This window comes from Nocardia sp. NPDC005978 (assembly GCF_040614455.1).
Taxonomy (GTDB): domain Bacteria; phylum Actinomycetota; class Actinomycetes; order Mycobacteriales; family Mycobacteriaceae; genus Nocardia.
Genome location: NZ_JBEXUS010000011.1, coordinates 17,115 through 39,621, shown reverse-complemented (window position 1 = coordinate 39,621; position 22,507 = coordinate 17,115). Strand labels below are relative to the sequence as shown.

22 protein-coding genes are annotated in these 22,507 nt (G+C 68.6%); 10 read left to right on the top strand and 12 right to left on the bottom strand.

Features of this window, described 5'->3' with window-relative positions; translation table 11 throughout:
• Positions 1-51: 51 nt before the first annotated feature.
• A complete protein-coding gene (locus tag ABZ319_RS07255) occupies positions 52-1,497 on the bottom strand; it encodes a M6 family metalloprotease domain-containing protein (protein ID WP_354985452.1) in 1,446 nt (481 codons plus the stop codon).
• 296 nt (positions 1,498-1,793) lie between these two features.
• Here ABZ319_RS07255 and ribB point away from each other — a divergent pair, with 296 nt between their 5' ends.
• Positions 1,794-2,450 carry a 3,4-dihydroxy-2-butanone-4-phosphate synthase gene (gene ribB, locus ABZ319_RS07250; RefSeq protein WP_354985451.1) on the top strand — a complete coding sequence of 219 codons (657 nt, stop codon included), beginning with the start codon at positions 1,794-1,796 and terminating at the stop codon, positions 2,448-2,450.
• Entirely contained in the window at positions 2,447-3,130 is a 684-nt protein-coding gene (locus ABZ319_RS07245; RefSeq protein WP_354985450.1) for an HAD family phosphatase, read from the top strand. The genes ribB and ABZ319_RS07245 overlap by 4 nt, the downstream gene beginning before the upstream one ends.
• 36 nt (positions 3,131-3,166) lie before the next feature.
• Here ABZ319_RS07245 and ABZ319_RS07240 read toward each other — a convergent pair whose 3' ends face one another.
• Complete coding sequence (locus ABZ319_RS07240; RefSeq protein ID WP_354985449.1) at positions 3,167-3,697, bottom strand: hypothetical protein; 531 nt, start codon at positions 3,695-3,697, stop codon at positions 3,167-3,169.
• Between the two features lie 292 nt (positions 3,698-3,989).
• Between ABZ319_RS07240 and ABZ319_RS07235 the strand changes: the two genes are divergently transcribed.
• The gene (locus ABZ319_RS07235; protein WP_354985448.1) at positions 3,990-4,646 is read left to right on the top strand and encodes a hypothetical protein; all 657 of its coding nucleotides are present in this window, start codon (positions 3,990-3,992) and stop codon (positions 4,644-4,646) included.
• A gap of 78 nt (positions 4,647-4,724) precedes the next feature.
• Here ABZ319_RS07235 and ABZ319_RS07230 read toward each other — a convergent pair whose 3' ends face one another.
• The 5 genes from ABZ319_RS07230 to ABZ319_RS07210 form a co-directional block, all read right to left on the bottom strand.
• Positions 4,725-5,444: a haloacid dehalogenase type II gene (locus ABZ319_RS07230; protein WP_354985447.1), complete on the bottom strand. Its 720-nt coding sequence runs from the start codon at positions 5,442-5,444 to the stop codon at positions 4,725-4,727.
• A gap of 224 nt (positions 5,445-5,668) precedes the next feature.
• Complete coding sequence (locus ABZ319_RS07225; RefSeq protein WP_354985446.1) at positions 5,669-6,745, bottom strand: fused (3R)-hydroxyacyl-ACP dehydratase subunits HadA/HadB; 1,077 nt, start codon at positions 6,743-6,745, stop codon at positions 5,669-5,671.
• 287 nt (positions 6,746-7,032) lie between these two features.
• Positions 7,033-8,238 (bottom strand): hypothetical protein, encoded by a 1,206-nt coding sequence (locus tag ABZ319_RS07220; RefSeq protein WP_354985445.1) that lies wholly within the window; start codon positions 8,236-8,238, stop codon positions 7,033-7,035.
• 68 nt (positions 8,239-8,306) lie between these two features.
• The gene (locus tag ABZ319_RS07215; protein ID WP_354985444.1) at positions 8,307-10,658 is read right to left on the bottom strand and encodes a SpoIIE family protein phosphatase; all 2,352 of its coding nucleotides are present in this window, start codon (positions 10,656-10,658) and stop codon (positions 8,307-8,309) included.
• Positions 10,658-14,908, bottom strand: a complete 4,251-nt coding sequence (locus ABZ319_RS07210) for a HAMP domain-containing protein (RefSeq protein WP_354985443.1) — start codon at positions 14,906-14,908, stop codon at positions 10,658-10,660. Before ABZ319_RS07210 ends, ABZ319_RS07215 begins: the two co-directional genes overlap by 1 nt.
• A 281-nt stretch (positions 14,909-15,189) precedes the next feature.
• On the opposite strand from ABZ319_RS07210, the gene ABZ319_RS07205 reads away from it, so the two are divergent.
• Entirely contained in the window at positions 15,190-16,209 is a 1,020-nt protein-coding gene (locus ABZ319_RS07205) for a hypothetical protein (RefSeq protein WP_354985442.1), read from the top strand.
• 117 nt (positions 16,210-16,326) lie between these two features.
• On the opposite strand, the gene ABZ319_RS07200 is transcribed toward ABZ319_RS07205, so the two are convergent.
• Positions 16,327-16,704 carry a hemophore-related protein gene (locus ABZ319_RS07200; RefSeq protein WP_354985441.1) on the bottom strand — a complete coding sequence of 126 codons (378 nt, stop codon included), beginning with the start codon at positions 16,702-16,704 and terminating at the stop codon, positions 16,327-16,329.
• A gap of 253 nt (positions 16,705-16,957) precedes the next feature.
• Between ABZ319_RS07200 and ABZ319_RS07195 the strand changes: the two genes are divergently transcribed.
• Complete coding sequence (locus ABZ319_RS07195) at positions 16,958-17,677, top strand: class I SAM-dependent methyltransferase (protein ID WP_354985440.1); 720 nt, start codon at positions 16,958-16,960, stop codon at positions 17,675-17,677.
• A 146-nt stretch (positions 17,678-17,823) separates the two neighbouring features.
• Entirely contained in the window at positions 17,824-18,729 is a 906-nt protein-coding gene (locus ABZ319_RS07190) for a hypothetical protein (protein ID WP_354985439.1), read from the top strand.
• A gap of 10 nt (positions 18,730-18,739) precedes the next feature.
• Here ABZ319_RS07190 and ABZ319_RS07185 read toward each other — a convergent pair whose 3' ends face one another.
• Positions 18,740-19,027: a metallophosphoesterase gene (locus ABZ319_RS07185; RefSeq protein ID WP_354985438.1), complete on the bottom strand. Its 288-nt coding sequence runs from the start codon at positions 19,025-19,027 to the stop codon at positions 18,740-18,742.
• Between the two features lie 137 nt (positions 19,028-19,164).
• Between ABZ319_RS07185 and ABZ319_RS07180 the strand changes: the two genes are divergently transcribed.
• Complete coding sequence (locus ABZ319_RS07180; protein WP_354985437.1) at positions 19,165-19,713, top strand: DinB family protein; 549 nt, start codon at positions 19,165-19,167, stop codon at positions 19,711-19,713.
• Here the strand turns inward: ABZ319_RS07180 and ABZ319_RS07175 are convergent.
• From ABZ319_RS07175 to ABZ319_RS07165, 3 genes are read right to left on the bottom strand one after another with little or no spacing between them, the layout of a single operon-like run.
• On the bottom strand, positions 19,700-20,158 hold the full coding sequence (locus tag ABZ319_RS07175) for a pyridoxamine 5'-phosphate oxidase family protein (protein ID WP_354985436.1): 459 nt from the start codon (positions 20,156-20,158) through the stop codon (positions 19,700-19,702). The genes ABZ319_RS07180 and ABZ319_RS07175 overlap by 14 nt on opposite strands.
• 40 nt (positions 20,159-20,198) lie before the next feature.
• Complete coding sequence (locus tag ABZ319_RS07170; RefSeq protein ID WP_354985435.1) at positions 20,199-20,441, bottom strand: DUF397 domain-containing protein; 243 nt, start codon at positions 20,439-20,441, stop codon at positions 20,199-20,201.
• Positions 20,442-20,446: 5 nt separating this feature from the next.
• Positions 20,447-21,310: a DUF5753 domain-containing protein gene (locus ABZ319_RS07165; RefSeq protein WP_354985434.1), complete on the bottom strand. Its 864-nt coding sequence runs from the start codon at positions 21,308-21,310 to the stop codon at positions 20,447-20,449.
• Positions 21,311-21,518: 208 nt separating this feature from the next.
• Here ABZ319_RS07165 and ABZ319_RS07160 point away from each other — a divergent pair, with 208 nt between their 5' ends.
• The 3 genes from ABZ319_RS07160 (at position 21,519) to ABZ319_RS07150 (ending at position 22,427) form a co-directional block, all read left to right on the top strand.
• Positions 21,519-21,842, top strand: coding sequence for a hypothetical protein (locus tag ABZ319_RS07160; protein ID WP_354985433.1), 324 nt, complete (start codon positions 21,519-21,521; stop codon positions 21,840-21,842).
• Complete coding sequence (locus ABZ319_RS07155) at positions 21,839-22,171, top strand: hypothetical protein (protein ID WP_354985432.1); 333 nt, start codon at positions 21,839-21,841, stop codon at positions 22,169-22,171. The genes ABZ319_RS07160 and ABZ319_RS07155 overlap by 4 nt, the downstream gene beginning before the upstream one ends.
• A 61-nt stretch (positions 22,172-22,232) precedes the next feature.
• On the top strand, positions 22,233-22,427 hold the full coding sequence (locus tag ABZ319_RS07150; RefSeq protein WP_354985431.1) for a hypothetical protein: 195 nt from the start codon (positions 22,233-22,235) through the stop codon (positions 22,425-22,427).
• The last annotated feature ends 80 nt before the right edge of the window (positions 22,428-22,507 follow it).

The window sequence follows — 22,507 nt, the reverse complement described above, 5'->3', positions numbered from 1 at the left end:
GGCGCCCCGCCACGGTCCCCTCCGCAGCACGATGCGGGCGCGTATGACCGGTCAGTCGATGGCGACGTCGATGGTCATCCGATCGTCCCCCGGACTGCCGTGGACGGTGATCGTGATCCCGGACCAGGTTCCGCCGGGCATGTTCAGGGCGGGACGGGTCGACTGCCCGATCGTGGCGTTGCCGGCGGAGGGGTAGAGGTCGTTCGCGTCGCCGCGGTTGCCGCCGCGGAAGATCGCGGCCAGGTCGCGTTTCCCGTCGGCCTGCATCAGCTCGATCGCCAGGGCGGACTCGTCGTTGACGTTCTCGATCGCCTCGTCGACCACGTAGATCGCGATCCCCTCGTCGGGCAGAAACGCGTCCTGCCCGCGTTTGCGGCGGTATTCCACTGCGACGTACTGGCTTTCGCGGGGCATCCGCCGCGGATTGCGGATGAACACCATCCCGCCGCCCTCGGCCGCCGGCTCGAGGACGATGCCCGCGGTCGTCTGCGTGACGACGCGCGGCTCGAGCCAGCCGTGGAACGCGCGCAACATGCCGTTCGGGTACACGGGCGTGATGCCGTGATTGCCCCAGCTGCCCGCCGCCATCAGGCAGTAGTCGCCGAGCCCTGCCGAGCGGAAGTTCGGCGACTGCGTGGTGTCGTAGTAATCCGCCCAGCGCGCCGCGAGATGGCCCCATTCGTGCGCGCAGACACCCATGTTGCAGTCCTCGGGCACGGTCAGGAAGGTCGTCACGGCGAGGTTCGGCGCCACCTGCTCCCCCGCGCCCGGGATCGCCCATTTCAGGCTCCAGATGTCGTCGGCCGAACCGGTTTCCTCGGCTCCGCGCCCGGCGTGCACGATGAACAGCGCGGTCACGATTCGCTCCCCGAGCACGTCGTACGGCGTGAAATCCACGCCCTCGGCCAGCGCGGCCTTGACCGCGTCCCGCGCCATCCCCGCGGCATTGCGCGGGAACCCGTTACCGGTCCCGGAGCTGCCGTCGGTATAGAACGTGAGCGGTTGCGGCAGCCGGAACCACCCGTGCACGGCACCCTGCACATCGATGCCGGTTCCCGCCTCGGCGTCGAACCCGCTCACCGAACGGTAGAAGTCACGCATGCTGCCGGTCGGAAAAAGCTTGTCGCTGAACAGCATCGCCTCGTAGTACCCGGGCCCGTGCGCGGCCTCGTGCGGCTTGTCCGGAAAATCGACCAGCAGCACGATCGTCCGAATCACCCCGTTGAGCCGAACATTGGGCCGGGTGATGAGTTCCTTGTCCCCGCCCGGCGCGGTCCGCGTCGCGCCGTCGTCCAGCCCGACCAGATCCTCCCCGCGCCGCTGCGCCCGCCAGATCTCGTAGTACTCCTCGAACGAGAGCGTCGAGGGCAGCCGGTTCGCGCCGTTCAGATCGAGATAGGCGAGATACAACTGGCTGAACGCCTGCGGCGACAGGGGCACCGGGCACGGTGCGCCGTCGCACCGGTGCGCGGGGATGGGGGTGAGCGTGAGCCTCATGCTGGTGTCCTCGCCTCGCCGACAGCTACGCGCCCGCACCGGCCGGCGCGAACGGGCTCCCGCGCCGAATACCGCTGTCCGGGAACCGGGTTCAATCTTGCCCGCCCGCCCGCGAACACGGGCGGTGATCGCCCGTCCCCACCCGGGCGACCGAGCCGCCCCGGCGCGCTGACCACGGAGTATGTTCATGGACACGGGCGCGAGCGGTCTCCCGCGCTCCCGCGTTATCGATCTTGTTTCGGCTACCGTCTGCTGAGTTGTGCGCTCCCATTCCACTCGAACGGAAGGCCACTACGATGACGATTCCGGTATCCACGCAGTACCGCGTGAACGTATTCGACCAGGTCGACGAGGCAGTGCGCGAGATCAGGGCGGGCCGAGCGGTGATCGTGGTCGATGACGAGAATCGCGAGAACGAGGGCGATCTGATCATGGCCGCGGAATTCGCGACGCCCGAGGCGCTCGGCTTCTTCATCCGCTACACCGGCGGCGTCGTCTGCGCACCCATGCCCGCCGAACGCGCGGACCTGCTGGGCCTGCCGCTCATGACCTCGACCTACGAGGACTGTAAGGAAACCGCGTTCACCCTCACCGTCGACGCGGTGGCGGACGTGGTCTCGGGCATCAGCGCGCAGGACCGCGCCACCACCATGCGCGCGCTCGCGAATCCCGCGACCGTCCCCGGTGACCTGCAACGACCCGGACACGTCTTCCCGCTGCGCGCCCATCCGCGAGGCCTGGCCGCCCGCCAGGGTCACACCGAGGCCGGCGTGGAACTGATGCGCCTGGCGGGCCTGTCCCCCGTGGCCGTGATCAGCGAGGTCTGCCACGACGACGGTTCGGTCATGCGCCTGGGCGCACTGCGCGCCTTCGCCGATTCCCATGGGCTGAAACTGATTTCGATCGACCAGCTGATCGCCCTGCCATCCGGCCCGACAGGCGTCGACGCATGAGCGAACGCGTCGACGCGGTGCTGTTCGATCTGGACGGCACCCTGGTCGGAAGCATGGACCCGTGGGACAGGTGCTGGGTCGACTACGCGGCCCAGCACGGGCACAGCTGGACCGACTCGGATCGGGCGCGCACCCACGGTCACGGCGACTGGGCCGACCATCTCGCACACGTCTGCGGCTCGGACTCCCCGGCCCGGGTCGTCGAAGCCTGCACCGATCTCATGATCGGCCAGATCCAGCAGGGGCAGGTGGCCCTGCTCCCGGGCATCGCGGAACTGATCGAAGCCGCCGCGGACCACGCCATCACCGGCATCGTCTCGGCCTCGCCCCGCCGCTTCGTACACGCCACCCTGCGGTATTTCGATCTGCACCGATACTTCCCCCTGGTCCTGACCCGCGAGGACCATCCGCACTCCAAACCGCACCCGGCGCCCTACCTGCACGCCGCCGAATTGCTCTATCTCTCCCCCGCACACTGTGTGGCCGTGGAGGATTCCCCCGCGGGCATCCGCTCGGCGGCCGGGGCGGGCATGCGGGTACTCGCCATCCCACACCCCGCGACGCTGATCGCCCCGGCGGACGCCGCCCTGGTGACGCATCTGGCCGCGAACGCGCTAGCGGCCGCACCGTGGCTCCGAAACCAGTTGGGCCGCAACGCGGATCAGGCTCTCATCCCCTGATCACGGCCCCGGGGATATCGCCCGCCCGGCGCGCGGTCAGGGACCGGCCAGCGCCGCGGCGACGGCGATCAGCACGCCGGCGATGAACAGGATGGCCGCCGAGTACAGGGTGACCCGGGAGAACCGCTGGATCAGCGTGATCTTGAAGAAACTCATCGCGGCGCCGACGAGCATGAGCAGCACGAAGGACGTGAACATCGCGGCCGAGCCCAATCCGGTGGCGGCGGTGACGCTTCCGGTCACCGAGAGATCAGCGCCCGAGCGCACCGGCACCCGCGTGCCCGGCGTATAGGGACCACCCCGCAGGACCTTCGGCACCACCGTGCCCGGATTCCGGTCCGCGGCGAAGGTTCCCGTGCAGACGGCGGCGCGGCGACCGCTGTCGGGATCACAACGCTCGCTGACGAAGGTGCCGGCGACACCGGAGATTCCGGTGGCTCGGGTGATTACGGCGAGACTCTCGGCAATGGCGAAGGTGGCCATCACGGCGAGGGCGATCGCGCAGAGGCCGAACAGGATGCGCGGGACGTGGCCCCGGAGCGTTCGACCATCCCAGGGCAGAAGCACAGTTGCGGATCCTCGGTCATCGGTGAGCAGGGGCTGCGCCAAATGTACCGGGACACTGGGTGATCGACCGCCCCCTTCGCGGTCGATCACCCAACGCCAGTTCCCGGCCGCCGCGCGGGAGTGCGGCTGAACGCGACGTCAGGATGCGAAAATCCTACGAAAATCTTTCCCCATTAACAAGGGCTTCGTCACCGACATAGTGCACAAATCAGCAGCCTTCCGCCTGGAACCCAGGTGATCCACGCAAATCGAAGGTTCCGTCGTGAAGGATTTTCGTACTATTATCGTGCCCGTGACGGTGACCGGCGGCGACGCGCACGATGACGCGTCGGCCACACGATTGGCCCGGATCGTGCTCGCCCGCATGGCGGCGATGCACCGATCGCGGCGGCAGGTGCACCTGCACGGCGGGCCGACCGAACCCACCATGCTCAAGATCGAGCGAGGCGCGGCGCACGGCCTGACCTCGAAAACCCTGCGCCGCCTCGACATCGGACTGGACTGGACGCCGGGCTCGGCGGAGAACGTGTACTTCGCCGGCGGCAACCCCACCCCGCTCAAGGAGCGCACCGGCATCGTCGCCGGACCGCCCGGGGTGTACATCGACGCCGAGACCATCACCGAATTGATCGCCGCCGCAGGCGAGATCAGCGCACTCACCGAATCCGGATCCCCCGCACAACAGGCCGCCGCGCGTCGCCTGAACGCCACCGTTCAGCCGCTGTACGGGCGCTATGTCACCCAGTTGCTCGAGGCCAACCGCCGCCGGGGCGGCGCGCTCGGCCCCCTGGTGACGATCCTGGGCCCGTACCTCGATCGCCCCGTCGATCCGGAGCACGACAACGCGGAGGAGGCGCTGTACCGCCGCTGGCTCGCCGGGCTGCGCCCGGACCTCGACGAGCCGACCACGCGGCGATTCGAACTCAGATTCGCCGAGGCGAGCGCCTGATCCGCACTCCCCGCGCCGGTGACCACCGGTTCCAGCGGCCGAACAGCAGCGTCGCCGCGGGCACCGGCGCCAGCGAGATCAACAGCCGAGTTGATCGGCGAGATCCTGGAAATCCCTTGCGTTGATATCGAATTCGTCGGAGAATTCCGCGTCGGCGAGCGCCGGGTCGCCGAACTCGTCGGGCCGGGAAATGAACGCGGTCCGGAAGCCCAATCGCGCCGCCGCGCGGATGTCGTACTTGTGGCTCGCCACCATCATGATCTCCGACGGCGGCAGGCCCAGATAACGCGCGGCCAGGTGATAGATGACCGGGTCGGGTTTGAACACCCCGGCCATCTCGGCGGTGAAAACAGCATGCCAGGGCAGGTCACCGTGCCGGGTGATGCTGACGACGGCGTCGACGTCGGCGTTGGACAGGGTGGCCAGCACATGATCTCGGCGCAGCCGGCGCAGGCCCGGCACGACGTCGAGCCAGGGCGTCAGGAGCTTCCAGGAGGCGTTCACCTCCCGGCGTTCGTTCTCGTCGAGTTCGAGATTCCGGGCGGTGATCAATTCGTCGAGGGTCGACCGGTAGATGGAATCCACGCTGATCCACGCATCGGTTGCCCGTCGCTCGCGCGAGGTTTCCCGGAAATACGCCGCACGCCAGGCATTGACGAATTCCGACCAATCCACGGCCGGGTTCTTCGCACCGGCTACGCGCCGGGCGGTACCGGTAACGGTGGAAAAGAAATCCGTCGCGGTGCCCTGCACATCGAACAGCAGAGCCTGCGGCGCCGACAGACGCGAACCCGGCATTCACTGCCCCCTCCGTGCGATACAGCCCGAACGGCGTATCCGCTCGACCATATCCGCGACCGAAACGCACCCCATCGCGCACCGGCCCCCGGGAATTTCTCCGGCCCGGAACGCCCCGACGGCCGGAAACGTTACCGACCCCGGCGTCTTCGTACAATCTCGAGTGTCAGATACATGCGCCGATTCCATCGGCGACGGAGTGATTCGGCGTCACGCACGGCGACTCAGCCCAGCTTCACCGTCGCGGTGGCGCGCCCGAACAGCCGCCGGCCGTTCTGGGTCGCGCCGATCGCGACCGTCGCCAGTCCGCTGTCCCGGTGCAGCGCAGCGACTTTGCCGGTGAACTCGATCACGCTCAACCGGCCCGGTACCACGAGCGCGGGACTCGTCCAGCGCACGCTGTACTCGCGCAGCGCCCGGGGATCGCGCGCCCACCCGGTGAGATAGGACGCGCCCAGCCCCATGGTGAGCATGCCGTGCGCGACCACCCCGGGACCGAGCCCGGTCAGCGCGGTGGCGGGCTCGTACCAGTGAATCGGATTCGGATCTCCCGACAGTCCCGCGTAGTGCACCAAATCGCCGTAGCTGAGCCGGAATTGGCGCGTGGGCAGGGCATCGCCGACCGCGACGGTCCGGCGATCCAGACCACGCAGGGTGCTGGCTTCCGCGCGAGCGGACGCCGCGCCGCCGACCACGTCCACGACCTCCGGGGCTGCGCCGTTCCGGACGTCATGGCGCAGGATCGTCGGGTTCAGCGCACTGAGTGCCCGTCCCATATCCGATCCGCCCGAGCGCGCGATCACGCTGGTGTGCGAGGTGACGACCGGGCAGCCGTACTGATCGCGAATGTAGTTGTCCACCAACATCAGATCGCCGCCGAAGGCTTCCCGATGTGACCGCAGCGCGATGGTGCTCGAGAGCCGATCGCCGACGACGATGGGCCGGTGCAGCTCCAGGTGCTGCTGGGTCTGCACCGCGGTGGTGAGATCGCAGCCGCTGAGCTGATCGGTCAGCGCCGTCTGTGCCGGCGCGGCCAGCAGGGCCGCGAAGGTCGGCGGTGCGATCAGCCGCGGCAGCCCGTGCGCCGCGGAGGCTTCGTCGTCGAAGTGCAGGCGATGCTCGGCTTGCACGGCCCGCGCGTACTCGCGCACCTTCTCCCGCCCCACCTCGTAGTGGTCCCGCAGCCGGAACTGACGCCCCACCATCTCCCCCAGCGTTGCCGCTGTGCCCCCGCTCTCCCCGTCCCCCGGCTCCGGCGCGGTCACTGGCGTATCCAGGCATTCGTTCACGGTGGCGGCCATCGAGCGTTCTCCTCCTGAAGTTGACCGAGCATGGCAATGAACGAGCTACTTCACAGAAGTCGGCGCGAACCCGTCCGCGGATTGGCCGTCCTGGCGAAAAATACTGGCACAGGACCTGACGAGCCCGGCAGACCGGGCAGTACATCGCCCCCGATACGGATCAGGGTTATCGGCGAGCCACTACCTCACGATAGAACCGACAGCGCCTCTCGTGCCCGGCAATTCCGCAGCTCCCCGCCGCGCCGGGCCCTTCTCGCGCGCTCTCGGATGGCCCCGCCCGCCGCAACTCAACCGTGCGGAACGACCTCCGGCTGCGCCAGCAGGGTGATAGCCCGGAGAATATCCCCGCCCTCGCGCGCGAAGACGGTATCGAAGAAGGTGCGCAGATAGGTGCGCTGAAGATCGACCGACCGCCGGGCGTCGATGTCCCCGACGGCGTCACCTGCGGCCTCCGCCCCGAGCAGTCCCGCCGCGGCGAGCACGGGCAGGATCACCTGCTGATCGCAGAAGGACATGTGCTCGGTGCCCGCGATGCCGATCGGCAGCTTCACCCCGATGTTGTTGGACCAGAACGGTTCCCAGCCCGGCTGGCCGTACCACGGCGAGCGGCCACCGGCCAGCATGAGCAGGGGCTTGTCCGTGCCTTCGTCCGCGACCGAACCCAGCACGGGCCCGTCGAGATTCACCCCGGCCCGGATCCCGGGCTCGTCGTGCAGCGCCTGCACGGTGGTCGAGCCACCGAGCGAATGACCGAACATACCCACCCGCGTCAGGTCGAGATTGGCGGCCAGTTCGGCGGGCAGGGCCGCCGCGGTCGAACCGCCCGCCGCCGCGTCGGCCAACTCGGCGAGCACGAAGCGGGTATCGGCCACCCGGTTCGGCAACAGCACATCGCTCAGCACCTCCGGCGGCGAATCCAGCGGTACAACGGTGCGTTCGACGCGCCCGTCCGGGAAGTGCACCGCGAACGCCTCGTGCGTGTGGTTCATGGCGACCACCACGTAGCCGTGACTGGCCAGATCCTCGGCCTGCGCCGTGCTCCACCCGGTGGTGTCGGTCATACCAGGAGAGTTCAGCAGCACCGGGAAACGCCCGATCCCCTGGCGCGCGGGCCGGTTCGGGTAGCTGTGACTCGGCCCGAACCGCCAGCTCCGCGCCGGCACCCCCAGCCCGTCGAGGTAGTCCCGCTGGGCTTCGCGGCCACCGGCCGGCATCCACGCCGCAGGCTCCGACGACCCGGAATCCTCGGCGGGATACCAGATCTGCACCATCAGTTCCCGGTCGCCGCCGGCCCACGGGTCGACGCGCCCGGCGTCCACGAAATGCACTTCGGTGACACCCACGGGATGACTGCCGGTCGGCGCGGGCGGGGTGAGTTCGACGGCCGCGGCGACCGCCGGTTCGGGCGCGGCCGTGGTCACCGCCGCGGCGCCCGCGACGAGCGTCACCGCCGCCGCGAGAATCACGAATCGCCGTAACCCATTGCGCGCCATGACAAACCCCCACCGGTAAGACTCGCTGACGACTCGTCACTGTACAAGACACGCCGCCGCGCGCGGAGCTACGGCGGCGGGCCCTGGCTCGGCTCGACCTGGATGCCGACCACGCAGGTGTCGTCGTCGGTGTCGGCGTCGCTGCCGTCGAGCAGGTGATCCACGAGATCGTCGAGCCCGCCGGTGAACTCGGCGGACACTCGCAGCAGGCGGTCCACGCACACGTCGAGGTGCTCGGCGCGGCGTTCGATCAGGCCGTCGGTGTAGAGCAGCAGGGTGTCGCCGGGCTCGAGCTGGACTTCGCCCTCCTCATAGGAGGTTTCGGCCAGCGCGCCCAGGATGATGCCGCGCAGCTCGGGCAGGTTCACGGCCTGCCCGGACCGGATCAGCACCGGCGGCAGGTGCCCCGCGCGCGCCCAGCGCAGCACCCGGGTCTGCGGATCGTAGAGACCGCAGACCGCGGTGGCCAGGATGTGATCGGTCAGGTGGTGCGCGACCAGATTCAGCCAGGTCAGCATTTGCCCCGGACCCGCACCGGTGGCCGCGAGTCCGCGCAAGGCGTTGCGCAGCACCACCATTCCGGTGGCCGCGGTGATCCCGTGCCCGGTGATGTCGCCGACCGAGACCAGGATGTTCTTGGACGGCAGCACGATGGTGTCGTACCAGTCCCCACCCACCAGGTGGGCCTGTTCGGTCGGCTGGTAGCGCACCGCGATGCGCAGCCCGAACGCGTCGGTGTAGGGCTGGGCGTCGGGCATGATCGCCTGCTGCAGCTGCCGCGCCAGACTGCTCTGTTCGGCCGCGTGTTCCTCGGTGTGGGTGAGCCGGTCCCGGGTGGCCGACAGCGCGATCTCGGTCCAGTGCTGCGCCGAGATGTCCTGGTACGCACCGCGAACCGCGAGCAGGTGCCCGGCTTCGTCGTGCACCGGTTCGGCGATGATCCGCACGTGCCTGATCACGCTGTCCGGCCGGATCAGCCGGAACGCGGCCGAGGTCGGGCGGCGATACTGCAGCAGCGTGCGCAGGAACCGCCGGACCGCCTCGGAGTCGGCCTCGTGCACGTGCCCGGGCAACTGCGCCAGCGGAACGGGATCCGAACCCGCGGACACCCCGTAGAGCGCGAACAGCTCTGCGCTCCAAGTGATCTCGCCGGAGGCTGCGTTCTCTTCGAACCCGCCTACCCGGCCCAGGCGCTGGGCGTGCTGCAGCAGCGCCGCCAGCCGCGCCGCGTCGTCCTCGAGCCGCCACACGATCAGCACCGCGTCGTCGTAGCGGCCGATGCTGAGCGCGGCCGCGACCGTCAGCGGCACCTGGTCGACGAGCTCGGTCAGCAGCACACGGTCCGCGCGATAGCTCTCCCCCGTGGCCAGCACGCGCTCGATGCGCTCGAACAGCCGGCCCTCTTCGGCCACCATCGGATACGTTTCCAGGAACAGCGCGCCGTTGATCAGTCCGCGCGGCCTCCCGGCGGGGTCGACGAAGGACGAATTCACATGGTGGATGCGGAAATCGGTGAGTGCGCCGTGCTCGCGCTGGGGCACCAGCACCAGCGCCGGATCGAACAGTCCGTCGGCCAGGCGCACCAGCCCGGCCGCGTCGGATCGGTCCGAGGACTGCACCGCGAGCGGATCCGCTTCGAAGGTGTGCGCGCACAGCTCGCCCAGCGCCGCCAACTGCCGGCGCACCTGCGGCGGCTGCGGTTCGATCGGCTGGGGCCAGCACACCTCGAGGACACCGCGCAGACTGCCGCCCGCGCCGACCGGAACGGCCGCGCGCCCGCCCCGCCGGTCGCCGATCGAGGGTAGTCGCGAGGCGTCGAGATCCTCGATCCACACCGCCTCGCGCGTGAGCAGCGCCTGCCGCGCCGGGGTCGCCAGCCCCGGCGGCACGTACCGCCAGCGTTCGGCCTCCTGCACGCCGATACCCGCGAACCCCACCAGCGAGAGCGAGGCGTCCGCGCCCGCGGCCCAGATCACCACCGCTGTCGCGCCCAGCGGCGCCAGCGCGTGCTCGAGCACCGATTCGGCCACGCGCTGGGTGTCCCCGTTCGCGGCGAGCAGCGCGCTCTCCGCGGTCCGCAGGCGCACCGCCGCCGCGTCGGAATCGGTTGTGCGCCGCAGGAGTTGGCCGACCGCTTCGCTGATCTTGTCCTGCGCGGCCTGGTTGACCAGATCCGCGGCCAGCTCGAGCACCCCGACGCCCGCTTGCCGCGACAGCGACTCCAGCTGCTGCGCCGCCTGCGCGGGCCCGCAGCGCAACCGCTCGACCAGCACCCCCTTGGCCATCTCGATCAGCGCGCGCCCGTCGGCGGTGGCCTGGGCCTGCTGAATCTGCGTCCGCAGCCGGTCCACGGTCGCCGCGAGCCGGTTGACCACCACCCCGTTCAGCCTGGCGGTCGCGGCGTCACCGTCCTGCTCCATCAGGCGCCGAGCCAGTGCTGGATCCGGCCGAGCAGCGCGTCCGCGTCCACGGGTTTGGTGACGTAGTCGTTCGCGCCCGAGGCCAGGCTCTTGTCGCGGTCGCCCAGCATGGCTTTCGCGGTCACCGCGATGATCGGCAGGTCTTCGTAGCGCGGGATCTCCCGGATGGTCGCGGTCGCGGTGTACCCGTCCATCTCGGGCATCATGACGTCCATCAGGATGAGATCGGTCTCCGGGTGTGCCAGGAGCTTGTCGATGCCTTCGCGCCCGTTCTCCGCGTGCAGCACGCTCATCCCGTGCAGTTCCAGAATGCTGCTGAGCGCGAACAGGTTTCGCGCGTCGTCGTCGACGATGAGCACGGTGCGCCCGACGAGCTCTCCGACCGGCTGCTGCGGGGCGACGGCGGGCGCGTCCTCGCGCCGCACCAGCGGCACCACGTCCCCCGGGGCCTGCGCCATGACGTGCAGGGCGATGCGCTCGCGCAGTTCGTCGAGGCTCGACAGCAATTCCAGGGGCTGTCGCTCGATGCGCTGCTGTAGCAGTCGCTCCTGTTCGGAATCGAGCCGGTGATTGTGGGCGAGCACGGGCACGCTGCTCAGCGCGGCGTCCCCGTCCATGGTCTGCAGGAACGCCAGCGCCGCGTCGCCCGGCAGATCCAATTCCAGTACGACGCAATGGAATGCCTCCGCCGCCATGGCCGCGGCCGCCTCCTGCACCCCCGTCGCGCTGACCACCTGCACCGGCCCGCGCGGGTCGTTGCTGTCGGCCAGGTCTGCCACCGCGCCCTGGGCGACCAGCGAGAGCAGGCCCTGCGGCCGCTGCTCCACCACCAGCAACCGGCGCTGGGGCTGGGGCCCCGCGAGGGCAAGCTCCGGGCGGTCGTCCGAGCGCTGCTCGTCCTCGCGCTCGGTCAAGGCGCTCTCCTGGAAGTCCGGCCGCGCGACCGGCAGGTACAGCGTGAACGTACTGCCCTCGCCCAGTGTGCTTTCCGCGGTGATCGCGCCCCCGAGCAGGTAGGCGATCTCCCGGCTGATCGACAGTCCCAGTCCGGTGCCGCCGTATTTGCGGCTCGTGGTCCCGTCTGCCTGCTGGAACGCCCCGAAGATCGATTCCAGCTGATGCTCGGCGATGCCGATGCCGGTGTCGACCACCCGGAAGGCGATCGCGGACCCGTGCCTGCGCATGGCCGCCGGCAGTTCGCGCGCCTGCGGCGGCTCGATCCGCAGTTCCACCGTGCCGGTTTCGGTGAACTTCACCGCGTTGGACACCAGATTGCCCAGCACCTGCCGCAGCCGGGAATCGTCGGTGAGCACGTCCAGGGGCAGACCGGGCGCGGTGGTGATGCGGAATCCCAGGCTCTTCTGCGTGGTCATGGGCCGGAAGGTGGCCTCGACGTAGTCCAGCAGTTTGCGCAGCGGCACACGCGCGGGGGTGATGTCCATCTTGCCGGCCTCGACCTTGGACAGGTCCAGGATGTCGTTGATCAGCTGGAGCAGATCCGATCCCGCCGAATGGATGATGCCCGCGTATTCGACCTGTTTGGGCGAGAGATTGCGAGAGGGGTTCTGCGCCAGCAACTGTGCCAGGATCAGCAGGCTGTTGAGCGGGGTGCGCAGCTCGTGGCTCATATTGGCCAGGAACTCCGACTTGTACTTCGAGGCCAGCGCCAGTTGCTGGGCCCGGGTCTCCAATTCCTGTCTGGCTTGCTCGATTTCGAGGTTCTTGGCCTCGATGTCGCGGTTCTGCATGGCCAGCAGCGCCGCCTTGTCCTCCATTTCGGCGTTGGAGCGCTGCAGCTCTTCCTGGCGGACCTGCAATTCCTCGGAGCGGACCTGCAATTCGGTGGTCAGGCGCTGCGATTCCACCAGCAGCTCGTCGGTGCGGGCGTTGGCGATGATGGTGTTGACGTTGACCCCGACGGTTTCCATCAGCTGGTCCAGGAAGTCGCGGTGAATGCGCGTGAAGCGGTGCAGCGACGCCAGTTCGATCACGCCGAGCACCTGGTCCTCGACGCCGATCGGCAGCACCAGCAGCGTGTTCGGCGCGGTCTGCCCGAGCCCGGAGGCGATGGTCAGGTAGTCGCCGGGCACGTCGTCCACCGCGATGGTGCGACGGCTGCGCGCGGCCTGCCCGACCAGGGACTGCCCGAAGGTGAACCGTTGGGTCCCACCGGGTTCCTGCGGGCTGCCGTAGGAGCCGATCAGGCGCAGTTCGGGCCGTTCGGCGGTGTCGTCGGCCAGGTAGAACGCGCCGTACTGCGCCGAGACCAGCGGTGCCAGCTCGTCCATGATGAGCTCGGCGACCACGTGCAGATCGCGCTGGCCCTGCATGAGCCCGGAGATGCGCGCGAGATTGGTCTTGAGCCAGTCCTGATCCTGATTGGCCTCGGTGGTCTCGCGCAGCGACTCCACCATGGAGTTGATGTTGTCCTTGAGTTCGGCGACCTCGCCCGAGGCCTCGACCGTGATCGACCGCGTCAGGTCGCCCTCGGCGACTGCGCTGGTGACCTCGGCGATCGCGCGCACCTGCCGGGTGAGGTTGCCCGCGAGCTCGTTCACGTTCTCGGTCAGGCGTTTCCAGGTGCCCGAGACGCCTTCGACCTCGGCCTGCCCGCCCAGCCGGCCCTGCGAGCCGACCTCGCGCGCCACGCGGGTGACCTCGGCCGCGAACGCCGAGAGCTGATCGACCATGGTGTTGATCGTGGTCTTGAGTTCCAGGATCTCCCCGCGCGCGTCGACGTCGATCTTGCGGGTCAGATCGCCCTGGGCGACGGCTGTGGTCACCTGGGCGATGTTGCGCACCTGATTGGTCAGGTTGTTGGCCATGGAATTGACGTTGTCCGTCAGGTCTTTCCAGGTGCCGGCGACGTTGGGCACCCGCGCCTGCCCGCCCAGCATGCCCTCGGTGCCGACCTCGCGGGCCACGCGCGTGACCTCGTCGGCGAACGCGGACAGCGTGTCGACCATCGTGTTGATCACCCCCGCGAGCGCGGCGACCTCGCCCTTGGCCTCGACGGTGATCTTCTGGCTCAGATCACCGCGCGCGACCGCGGTGGCGACCTGGGCGATCGAACGCACCTGATTGGTGAGGTTGGAGGCCATCACGTTGACGTTGTCGGTCAGGTCCTTCCACGTACCGGACGCACCGCGCACGGTGGCCTGCCCGCCCAGGTTGCCTTCGGTGCCGACCTCGCGGGCCACGCGCGTGACCTCGTCCGCGAACGAGGACAGCTGATCGACCATCGTGTTGATGGTCTCCTTGAGTTCGAGGATCTCCCCGCGCGCGTCGACCCGAATCTTCTGCGTCAGATCACCGCCCGCCACCGCCGTGGTCACCTGGGCGATCGAGCGCACCTGCGCGGTGAGGTTGTCGGCCATGACGTTCACCGATTCGGTGAGGTCCTTCCAGGTGCCGGACACCCCCTTCACATCGGCCTGGCCGCCGAGCCTGCCGTCGGTGCCGACCTCGCGGGCCACGCGCGTGACCTCGTCGGCGAAGGCCGAGAGCTGGTCGACCATCGTGTTGATGGTGTTCTTGAGTTCGAGGATCTCCCCGCGCGCGTCGACGCGGATCTTCTGCGTCAGATCACCGCCCGCGACCGCGGTGGCGACCTGGGCGATCGAGCGCACCTGCGCGGTGAGGTTGCCCGCCATGAAGTTCACCGAGTCGGTGAGGTCGCGCCAGGTGCCGGACACGCCCTTCACATCGGCCTGCCCGCCCAGGATGCCTTCGGTGCCGACCTCGCGCGAGACGCGGGTGACTTCGTCTGCGAAGGAGGACAATTGGCCGACCATCGTGTTGATGGTGTTCTTGAGTTCGAGGATCTCGCCCTGCGCGCTGACGGTGATCTTCTGGCTCAGGTCGCCGCGCGCGACGGCGGTGGTCACCTGGGCGATGTTGCGGACCTGGGCGGTGAGGTTGCCCGCCATGGCATTCACCGAATCGGTGAGGTCCTTCCACGTTCCCGAGACCTCGGGCACCTCGGCCTGCCCGCCGAGCTGGCCTTCGGTGCCGACCTCGCGAGCCACGCGGGTGACCTCGGAGGTGAACAGCGACAGCTGATCGACCATGCCGTTGAAGACGGTCGCGATCTCGCCGAGCAGCCCGTCGGTGTCGGTCGGCAGCCGGGTGCCGAAGTCGCCGTCGCGCACCGCCGTCAAACCGGCCAGGAGCTGGCGCAATTCGACCTGATCGGTGTCCGCTCCGGCCGCCTTGGCCGACGCGCGGGCCGGTGCTGACGCGTCCGTCATGTCTGTCCTCGCTCTGGTCGATTCATCGGGCCCGGCATGGGATTCTGCGCGCTCACCCGCAGGTGAACTCTACGTTTCCGCTCCCGGGCATGTGAATCCATTGGCGCACAAGCCAACAGACCGCGGCACCGAACGGCTGGTCGGTTCGCGGCACGGACAGGCGGGTCCGGTGCCCCCTTGTGTCGTACGCCACACCGGAGTTACGGTCTAATCCGAGACTGAACAGTCTCAGAGTTGATCGATCGGGCTCGGCGGTTCCGATCGGGTGAAGGCGGACATCAATGATGAAGTCCAGTGCCGGGCGGCGCGTTCTCGCTCTCGTCGCGGCGTTCGGGATCGCTGCCGGGGTGGGCGGAGTGCGCCCCGCGACCGCGACGGCCGATGACATCGCACCGGGGACGACGGCGCAGTCCCTCTTCGACACGGCCGGACCGCACGGGGTGACGACCTCGACGGTGACCGATCTCTGTCAGGAATCGGTGTTCGGCATGATCGCCCACATCGTGGTGCACCTGTCGGGCAATGTCGACGATCTGCGGTGCACGCAGGCATTTCCGTACGGATTGCAGTCGCCGATCGGGGTGAACACCTATTTTCCGGCGGACATCGCCGACCTGGACAGCGCTCCGTTGATCCTGTTCGAAGGCGGAATCACCTCCAACCCCGGGCAATACGACGCCATTGTCCGGCAGTGGACCGGCCACGGCTTCGTGGTCGTGGTGTCCTACGACTTCTTCAACTCGCTGGCGTATGTGCCCGCGATCGGCTTGGCCACCGCCGTTGCCCAGCAGCGGGATCCGAGTTCACCGCTGTTCGGCAAGATCGACCTGAGCCGCACCGTGCTGGCCGGCCATTCCGGCGGCGGTCAGGCCACGCTCCAGGCGGCAGCCCTGTTCCCTCCGATCGCCGGCGCGATCGATCCGGCCCTGCGCATGATCGGCGCCCTGGCGATCGAACCCGGCCCCCTGGCCCTGGGCTCGTCGATCACCGTGCCCACCCTGTTCCTCACCGGCTACAACGATGTCGTGGTCCCCGACTTCGCCTGGGTGCGGTGGTGGGAATACAACCTCGTGTCCGCCGCCCCGGCCTGGATCGCCAATGCCCGTGGGGTGAGCCACTTCTCACCGGTCGACGGCCCCGGCAACTACCGATCGTCCGGCGCCGCCGTGGCCTGGCTGCGCTACATCGCCCTCGGCGACGACACCGCCGCCCGGTTCTTCACCGGTCCCGACTGGCGTCTGCGCGACGATCCGACCTACTACAGCGTGGAACGCAATCCGCGGGCGAACGCCCTGCCCTGAGGGGAGTCCCGGCGGGCTCGGGTACGCGTGCTCCGCAGTCACGCGTACCCGCGCCCGATCCACGCGGTGTCACTCAGCCCCCGGACGATCCGGGCGCGAGCGAGCCGCCTCCGGAACTCAGTACTGGCTGCAGGTCGCGACGACCTCGTCCATCTGGCTGCCGAAGGCGGAGCTGTCCTGCGCCACCGCACCCATCTGCTGCTGCTGGGCGATGAGCGCCTGGAACGCGGCGCGGCGCTGTTCGACCGGCTGGTCGTAGGCGGCCTTGATCGCGTTCTTCTGCGCCGGCGCGGCATCGAGCTGCGCCGCGGTCTCGGGCGAGACCTCGTGCAGCGCGGCATCGATCTGACTGAACGAACAGCTCGAGTTGAGGATCGGCTCGAGATCGCTCATCGGATCGGCACTCGCCGCGCCCGCACCGGTCAGCATCGCCGACAGAGCGAAACCGGCGAGTACCGCCGAACGAGCGAAGCCATGCGAACTGATCAACCTCATGAAAAAGCGATTCCTTCCAGTAGCGTCAACACTGTGCGAATCCGGCCCCGGGATGAGCCGGACAGAAGGGATTTCGGAGCCGCGCCGCCGAAGGTTTGGTTATCTAGCGAACTTTCGGACAACTGTTTCGAGCACGCGCGAGACGGGTATTGAACCTCCTGTCGTGTCCCATCGGCGAGCGTGCCGGGCGGCGGCGGGACCGCGTTCGAGGCCGCGACACGCGGTAAGACCGCGAAACCGGGAGAATGGTCCGATGCCGTCCAATCCCGTTCCGCCACTGCTCGACACCGCCGCGCTGGAGCGTTCCGCGGTGGTCGCCAACAACGCGATGAACCGCGATCGCGGGCTCTCCGGAGTGAACAGCTATGCCCGTGATCTGGGCTTCGACCCCTACGAGCGGTTGGCGGAGCGCCTGCGGGCGGACCCCGACGCCGCGGTCACCTGGATCGACATCTGCTGCGGCTCCGGCCGGGCGCTGCTGGCGGCCGAGCAACGCTTCGCCGCCGAATTCCCCACCGCCGACATCACCCTGGTCGGTCTCGACCTCGTCGACCACTTCCGAGCTGCTCCCGCCACCCCGCGACTGCGCCTGATCACCGCCAACGCAACCGACTGGCAACCATCTGGCGCCGCCGATCTCATCACCTGCGTGCACGGTCTGCACTACATCGGCGACAAGCTGGCGCTGCTGGCCGCCATGACCCGCTCGCTCACACCCACCGGAACCCTGGCCGCGCAATTCGACCCGGCGCTGATCCGCCATCCCGACGGCACACCGGCCACGCGAAAAGTCCTGGCGGAACTACGCAAATCCGACTTCACGTACGACGCCCGCCACCACCGCCTCACCGCCGGGGCATCTCGTCCGGCGCGGTTCTCCGCCACCTACCTCGGGGCCGACGACACGACCGGCCCCGGCTACACCGGACAGCCCGCGGTCGCCTCGTACTACCGCTGGGAGGGCTCCCACTAGGCGCGCCGCCGTATCGGTCGTCCCGCCTCCCGGGAACGCCACGTCGCCGAATCAATCTGCCGCCCCGACACTCTCACGGTGTCATGCATCCGCGCGCGCACGCCCGACAGAACCCCGCGAACGCCCGCGTCGAATATCCTGTATCGGTGGCGGCTCGAATGCGCGACGACGACCTGAACCCGCGCCGGCTCTTCGGTCTGCTCTTCGCCGCTGCCTCGGACCTGGGTTACACCATTCTCCCGGTCGGCCCCGACGAGATCATGGTGTCCGACAACGACAGCATGACGACCCTGACCCTGGAGCACATTCGCCGCCGCCTGCTCTTCGAACCGGCCGATCACTGGCCCGCGATCGTCAGCGACCACCTCGGCACCGTGGTCGCGGCCACCGCGGTCGACCGCGACGCACCCCTGGAGGTGCACAGTTTCCCGGCCATGCGCGCACTGCTCAGAACCCGCGTCTATCCCGCCGCGGCCGCCGCCCGCAATCTGGTGTGGCGTGAATGGGCTCCCGGCCTGATCCAGCGCCTGCTCATCGACAAGGTGCACACGGTGATGCCCGTCGAACGCGCCTGGACCCACGAATGGCCGCCCGACACCGAACTTTTCACCCTGGCCGAGAACAACGTGCGGGCCGACGGCGACGTATCCCTCGCACCCCTGCCCCTGGGCGATTTCGACGCGCTGGCCACGAACCTGCCGATCTTCCGCATGGCGGGCTCGGAGTACCTCACGACGAATCTCCGCTGGCTCGACGACTACCCCGTAGTCGGCCCCGCCGGCGCCCTCTTCACCGCCCCCGCCCGCCAGCGCGTCTACTGCCACCCCATAACCGACCTGGAGGTCTTACGCGCCCTCCTGGTCCTGGCCCGCTTCGGCACCCTGGTCTACGAAACCGACCCCTGGCCGGTCAGCCCCTGGCTCTACCACTGGCACGAAGGCCGAATAGACCTGGCCGCCACCACGAACCACGTGAACAATCAGGGCGAGGTGACCCCGACCCCGGTCTTCGAAACGTTCCTCGGCACCTTGGGCCGGACCACGGATTCGTGATGCCGACCCGTCAGCCAGGGGTCTGCCCGCATGCCCTGATCCGGCGCCGGACCGCATCGGGATCGTCGTGATTGCCGACAACGAGGTGTATCGGCAGCGGGAATCGCTCGAGCAGCTCTCGCAGCTGGTCGTACGCGGCGCGATGACCGAACTCCACGAGGTCGCCGGTGATCACGACGCAGTCCGGGCGTGGATCGAGTGACAGGACCCGTCCGAGCGCGAGATGCAAACCGGCGGCGGGGGCGGCGGACAACGCGTCGGCGCGCAGATGCGGATCACTCAAATGTGCGAGCAGCACGGTCCCTCCCGATGCCTCGGATCGCAGCCTAACCCGGGGCCGGCGGCCGCGCCGGGCAGCGCGGGCGCGGCCGCCTACGGTGGCAGCCGTGCCAAATGTGGTTGCCGCGCACCGAGCCGGCCCGGCAGGATGCGGCCGTGACTACCTCGCGTACCGACGTGCTGCGTGACCAGTTCGAGCTGGTGTGGGCGTTGCTGGACTACCACCTCGAGCGGCTGGACGACCACGACTTCGGTTGGGAACCGGCCCAACTGACGTGGACGGTTCGGGCGGACGGGAACGGCGGCTGGGTTCCGGACTGGGCCGATTCCGAGCCGGATCCCATCCCGGTCCCGACCGTCGCGTGGCTCACCTGGCATATCGGGTGGTGGTGGACCGTTGCGATCGACCACGGGCGGCATCGGACTCCGCACGAGCGCACCGAGATTCGCTGGCCGGGGCCCGGGTCCGCGACCATCGAATGGTTGCGCGACCTGCGTGCGCAGTGGCTCGACATCCTGGACACGATCACCGACGCCGAGCTCGACGCCCCGGCGGAGTTCCCGTGGCCGAGCGACGCCGGTAAAGCGGTGGCGCACGCGGTCGCCTGGGTCAACGCCGAGTTGATGAAGAACGCCGCCGAGATCGGTCAGCTGCGACTGCTGCGCGCCGCGAACACCGATGGGGGCGAGGCTATCCCGCGCTGATGACCCGGCGCGGACTCGCCGGAAAATTCTCCTCGTCGAACAGCACCCATTCGCTGACCGCGATCTCGTACAGCCGGGAGGCAGCGTCGGGCATCGCGCTCAGCACACCACCCGCCCTGGGCCAGCGCGCGGCGAAGGCGGCGGCCACGTCGTCGTTGCCCGTCCCGGGCAGCTCCCGCGCGACACCGGTGAACGACACGCCCCGCCCGGTCAGCCCGAGCTCGGCCGGCGGGTTGTCGATGATCGCCCCGGCCACCGCCGGGTTCCCATCGATGTTCTTCGAGTGCAACCGATCCCGGCGCGAGATGAAATGCAGCCGATCCGGCCCGAAGCTCGGCAGGTACCACACGCTGCACACCCGGGGCGTGCCGTCGTCGCCCACCGTGGCGAGCTGCATGAGCCCGCCCCCGGCGACGTACTCCTCGAGCAGTCGGCGTTCCTCCATCGCTACACCGTAGCCGCGCGCGACCGCGCCGCCCGCCACCTCACGCCGCGACGGCGAACTCCCCCTCGCACACTCCCGCGAGGAAGGCGGCCCACACCGCGCCGGACACGGCGAGCATCGGCTGCCGCGCCGGGTCGTTGGCGGGATCACGCAGGTATTTGCTGTCGCGAATGAGCACCAGATCCCCGTCGAAGGCAACCTCGACGCAATTGGGACCGTCATTGGACCGCGACGACTTGAACCAGACTCTGTTCGAGTTGTCTCGGATCTCAATGCCGCACATGATTTTCAGGCTATCGTATCGGCGGTTCGCTCTATAAGACTCAGCGAGTCCGCCCGGCTGAGCGCCCGTTCCACCTGCTGCCCGAAAATGATGCGCAGCTCGCGCACCCGTGCCGGATCGTCGATGATGCCGTGCGTTGCAACCGACTCGTGCCACGCCAGCGCGGGCAGGACCGAACTCTCGAACTCGATCAGATGAAACGGCGAGCCGCTCAGGATCGGACGCTGAGCCGCCGCGAACGGAACGACACGGATATCGATGCGGGCGCGGTCATCCCGCATCAGCGCGGCGAGATGCCGCAACTGATCTCGCAGCACCGAAGGACCGCCCGTCTCCTGCACGAGCGCCGCTTGGCTCAACAGGGCGGTGAATTGCAGCGGATCGTCATCGGTGAGTCGTCGCTGCCGCCGCATGCGCGCCTCGATGTACCGCTCGGCATCGACGGGACGGATACGGGCGATATCGGACGCCATGATCGCCCGCGCGTAGTCCTCGGTCTGCAACAGCCCGGGAATCAGCAGCCCCTCGTAGCTCGAGATCGCTTGCGCGCCATGTTCGAGGCCGAACAATCGCCGGTTCTCGTCGCTGTACAGCGCGGAATACTCCGACCACCAACCTCGTTCGCGCGCGATGCCCCGGAGCTCGTGCAGCAGCTTGCGCTGTTCCTCGTCGATCCCGAACAACCGGATCATGCCCGCGAAATGATCGTCGGTCAGCGCGCGCCGATCACTCATGATCTGCCACCAGTGATTTCGCGAGATCTTGAGCGCCTTCGCCGCCGTGTCCACATCGATGTTGAGCTGTTTTCGCCACTCGTTCAACCGAAGCGAGAGTTCCCATCGAGCCACCGTCGGTGACTGCGGTGCCATAGCGCGCTCCTTCTACGGGGTCCCCGCAATCGTACAACTCGGACCGATTCGCGGATGAGTGTTGTTCTGACAACTTGTCAGAGGTACCGTCAAAAGTGCTTCCAGCAGCATCGATCAGGTCAAGCGTCCGAGAAAAACCAAGGGCTGGAACTCAACTCACATCTCCAGCGAACGCTCCAGCAACACTTCCGCAGCAGGAGTACAGCCGATGAACCCCCTCCCGCCCCTCGCCTACGGATACCTCCGACTCGACCTGCTCGACGCGAGCGCGATCGAGAGCCATCGACGCCGGCTATCCACCGCCGCACGCGAACTCGGCTGCGAGCTGGGCACCGTCTTCCTCGAGCCGCATCCGCGAGACGAAACGGTCCCCTCCGCGTTCCTGGACCTGCTGCACGAATGCCGGCGAGCCCAGGCGCGCACCGTCATCACCCTGTGCGGGCACCTGACCGGCCTCCCGGTTCCGCACGACTGCCTGCTCGGCGTCCTCGCCGACCGCGCCGCCGCCACCGTCTGCGAGGTGAATCCGTGACCAGCGCATACGGAATCGTGCGCAGCGACAGATCGGGCGAGGACACCGGCGACCACATCGGCGCGCTGCGCCGTTTCGCCCGGCACCACGGATTCGACCTGCGCGCCATCCTCGTCGAACCCTGCGACAAGGATTTCAGCCTGCTGCTCGCGACCTTCGCCCCATCTGGAATCCGGGCCGTCATCGTCCCGGACGTCCTGCACGTCTCGGGCTGGCTCGACGCCATGCGGCAGGACGTGGATGTGTGGTCCTTGACGCCGATCGGGCACTGGCCGCGAAATCCGCTGTCCGGCAAGCCTGTCGAGTTCATCCCCGGTATAGATCGCTGATCGAGCAGCGGCCGGGATCACCGAAACCAATCATGGAACGACCGGAGAGAAGGTGGCGGAGATGCTGCACGGTTGGCTGCTCTTCGTGATCGGCGTGGGAGTTGGCGCTCTCGGCGCATGGCTCGCGACCCTGGCACGCGCCATGCCCGCGCGCGAGGAGTGGACCGTGGAGGCCATTCGCTCGCGCATCGAACGCGAACGCTCCATCATCCGGACCCCGCACGCCGCGCTACCGACCGGCCGTCACGCGGCGTGAATCATGCTCGCCCACTCGAATACCCGATGCGCCATAGTGCGATTCACGATCGACCCAGCGCGCCGTTGAACATGCCGCCG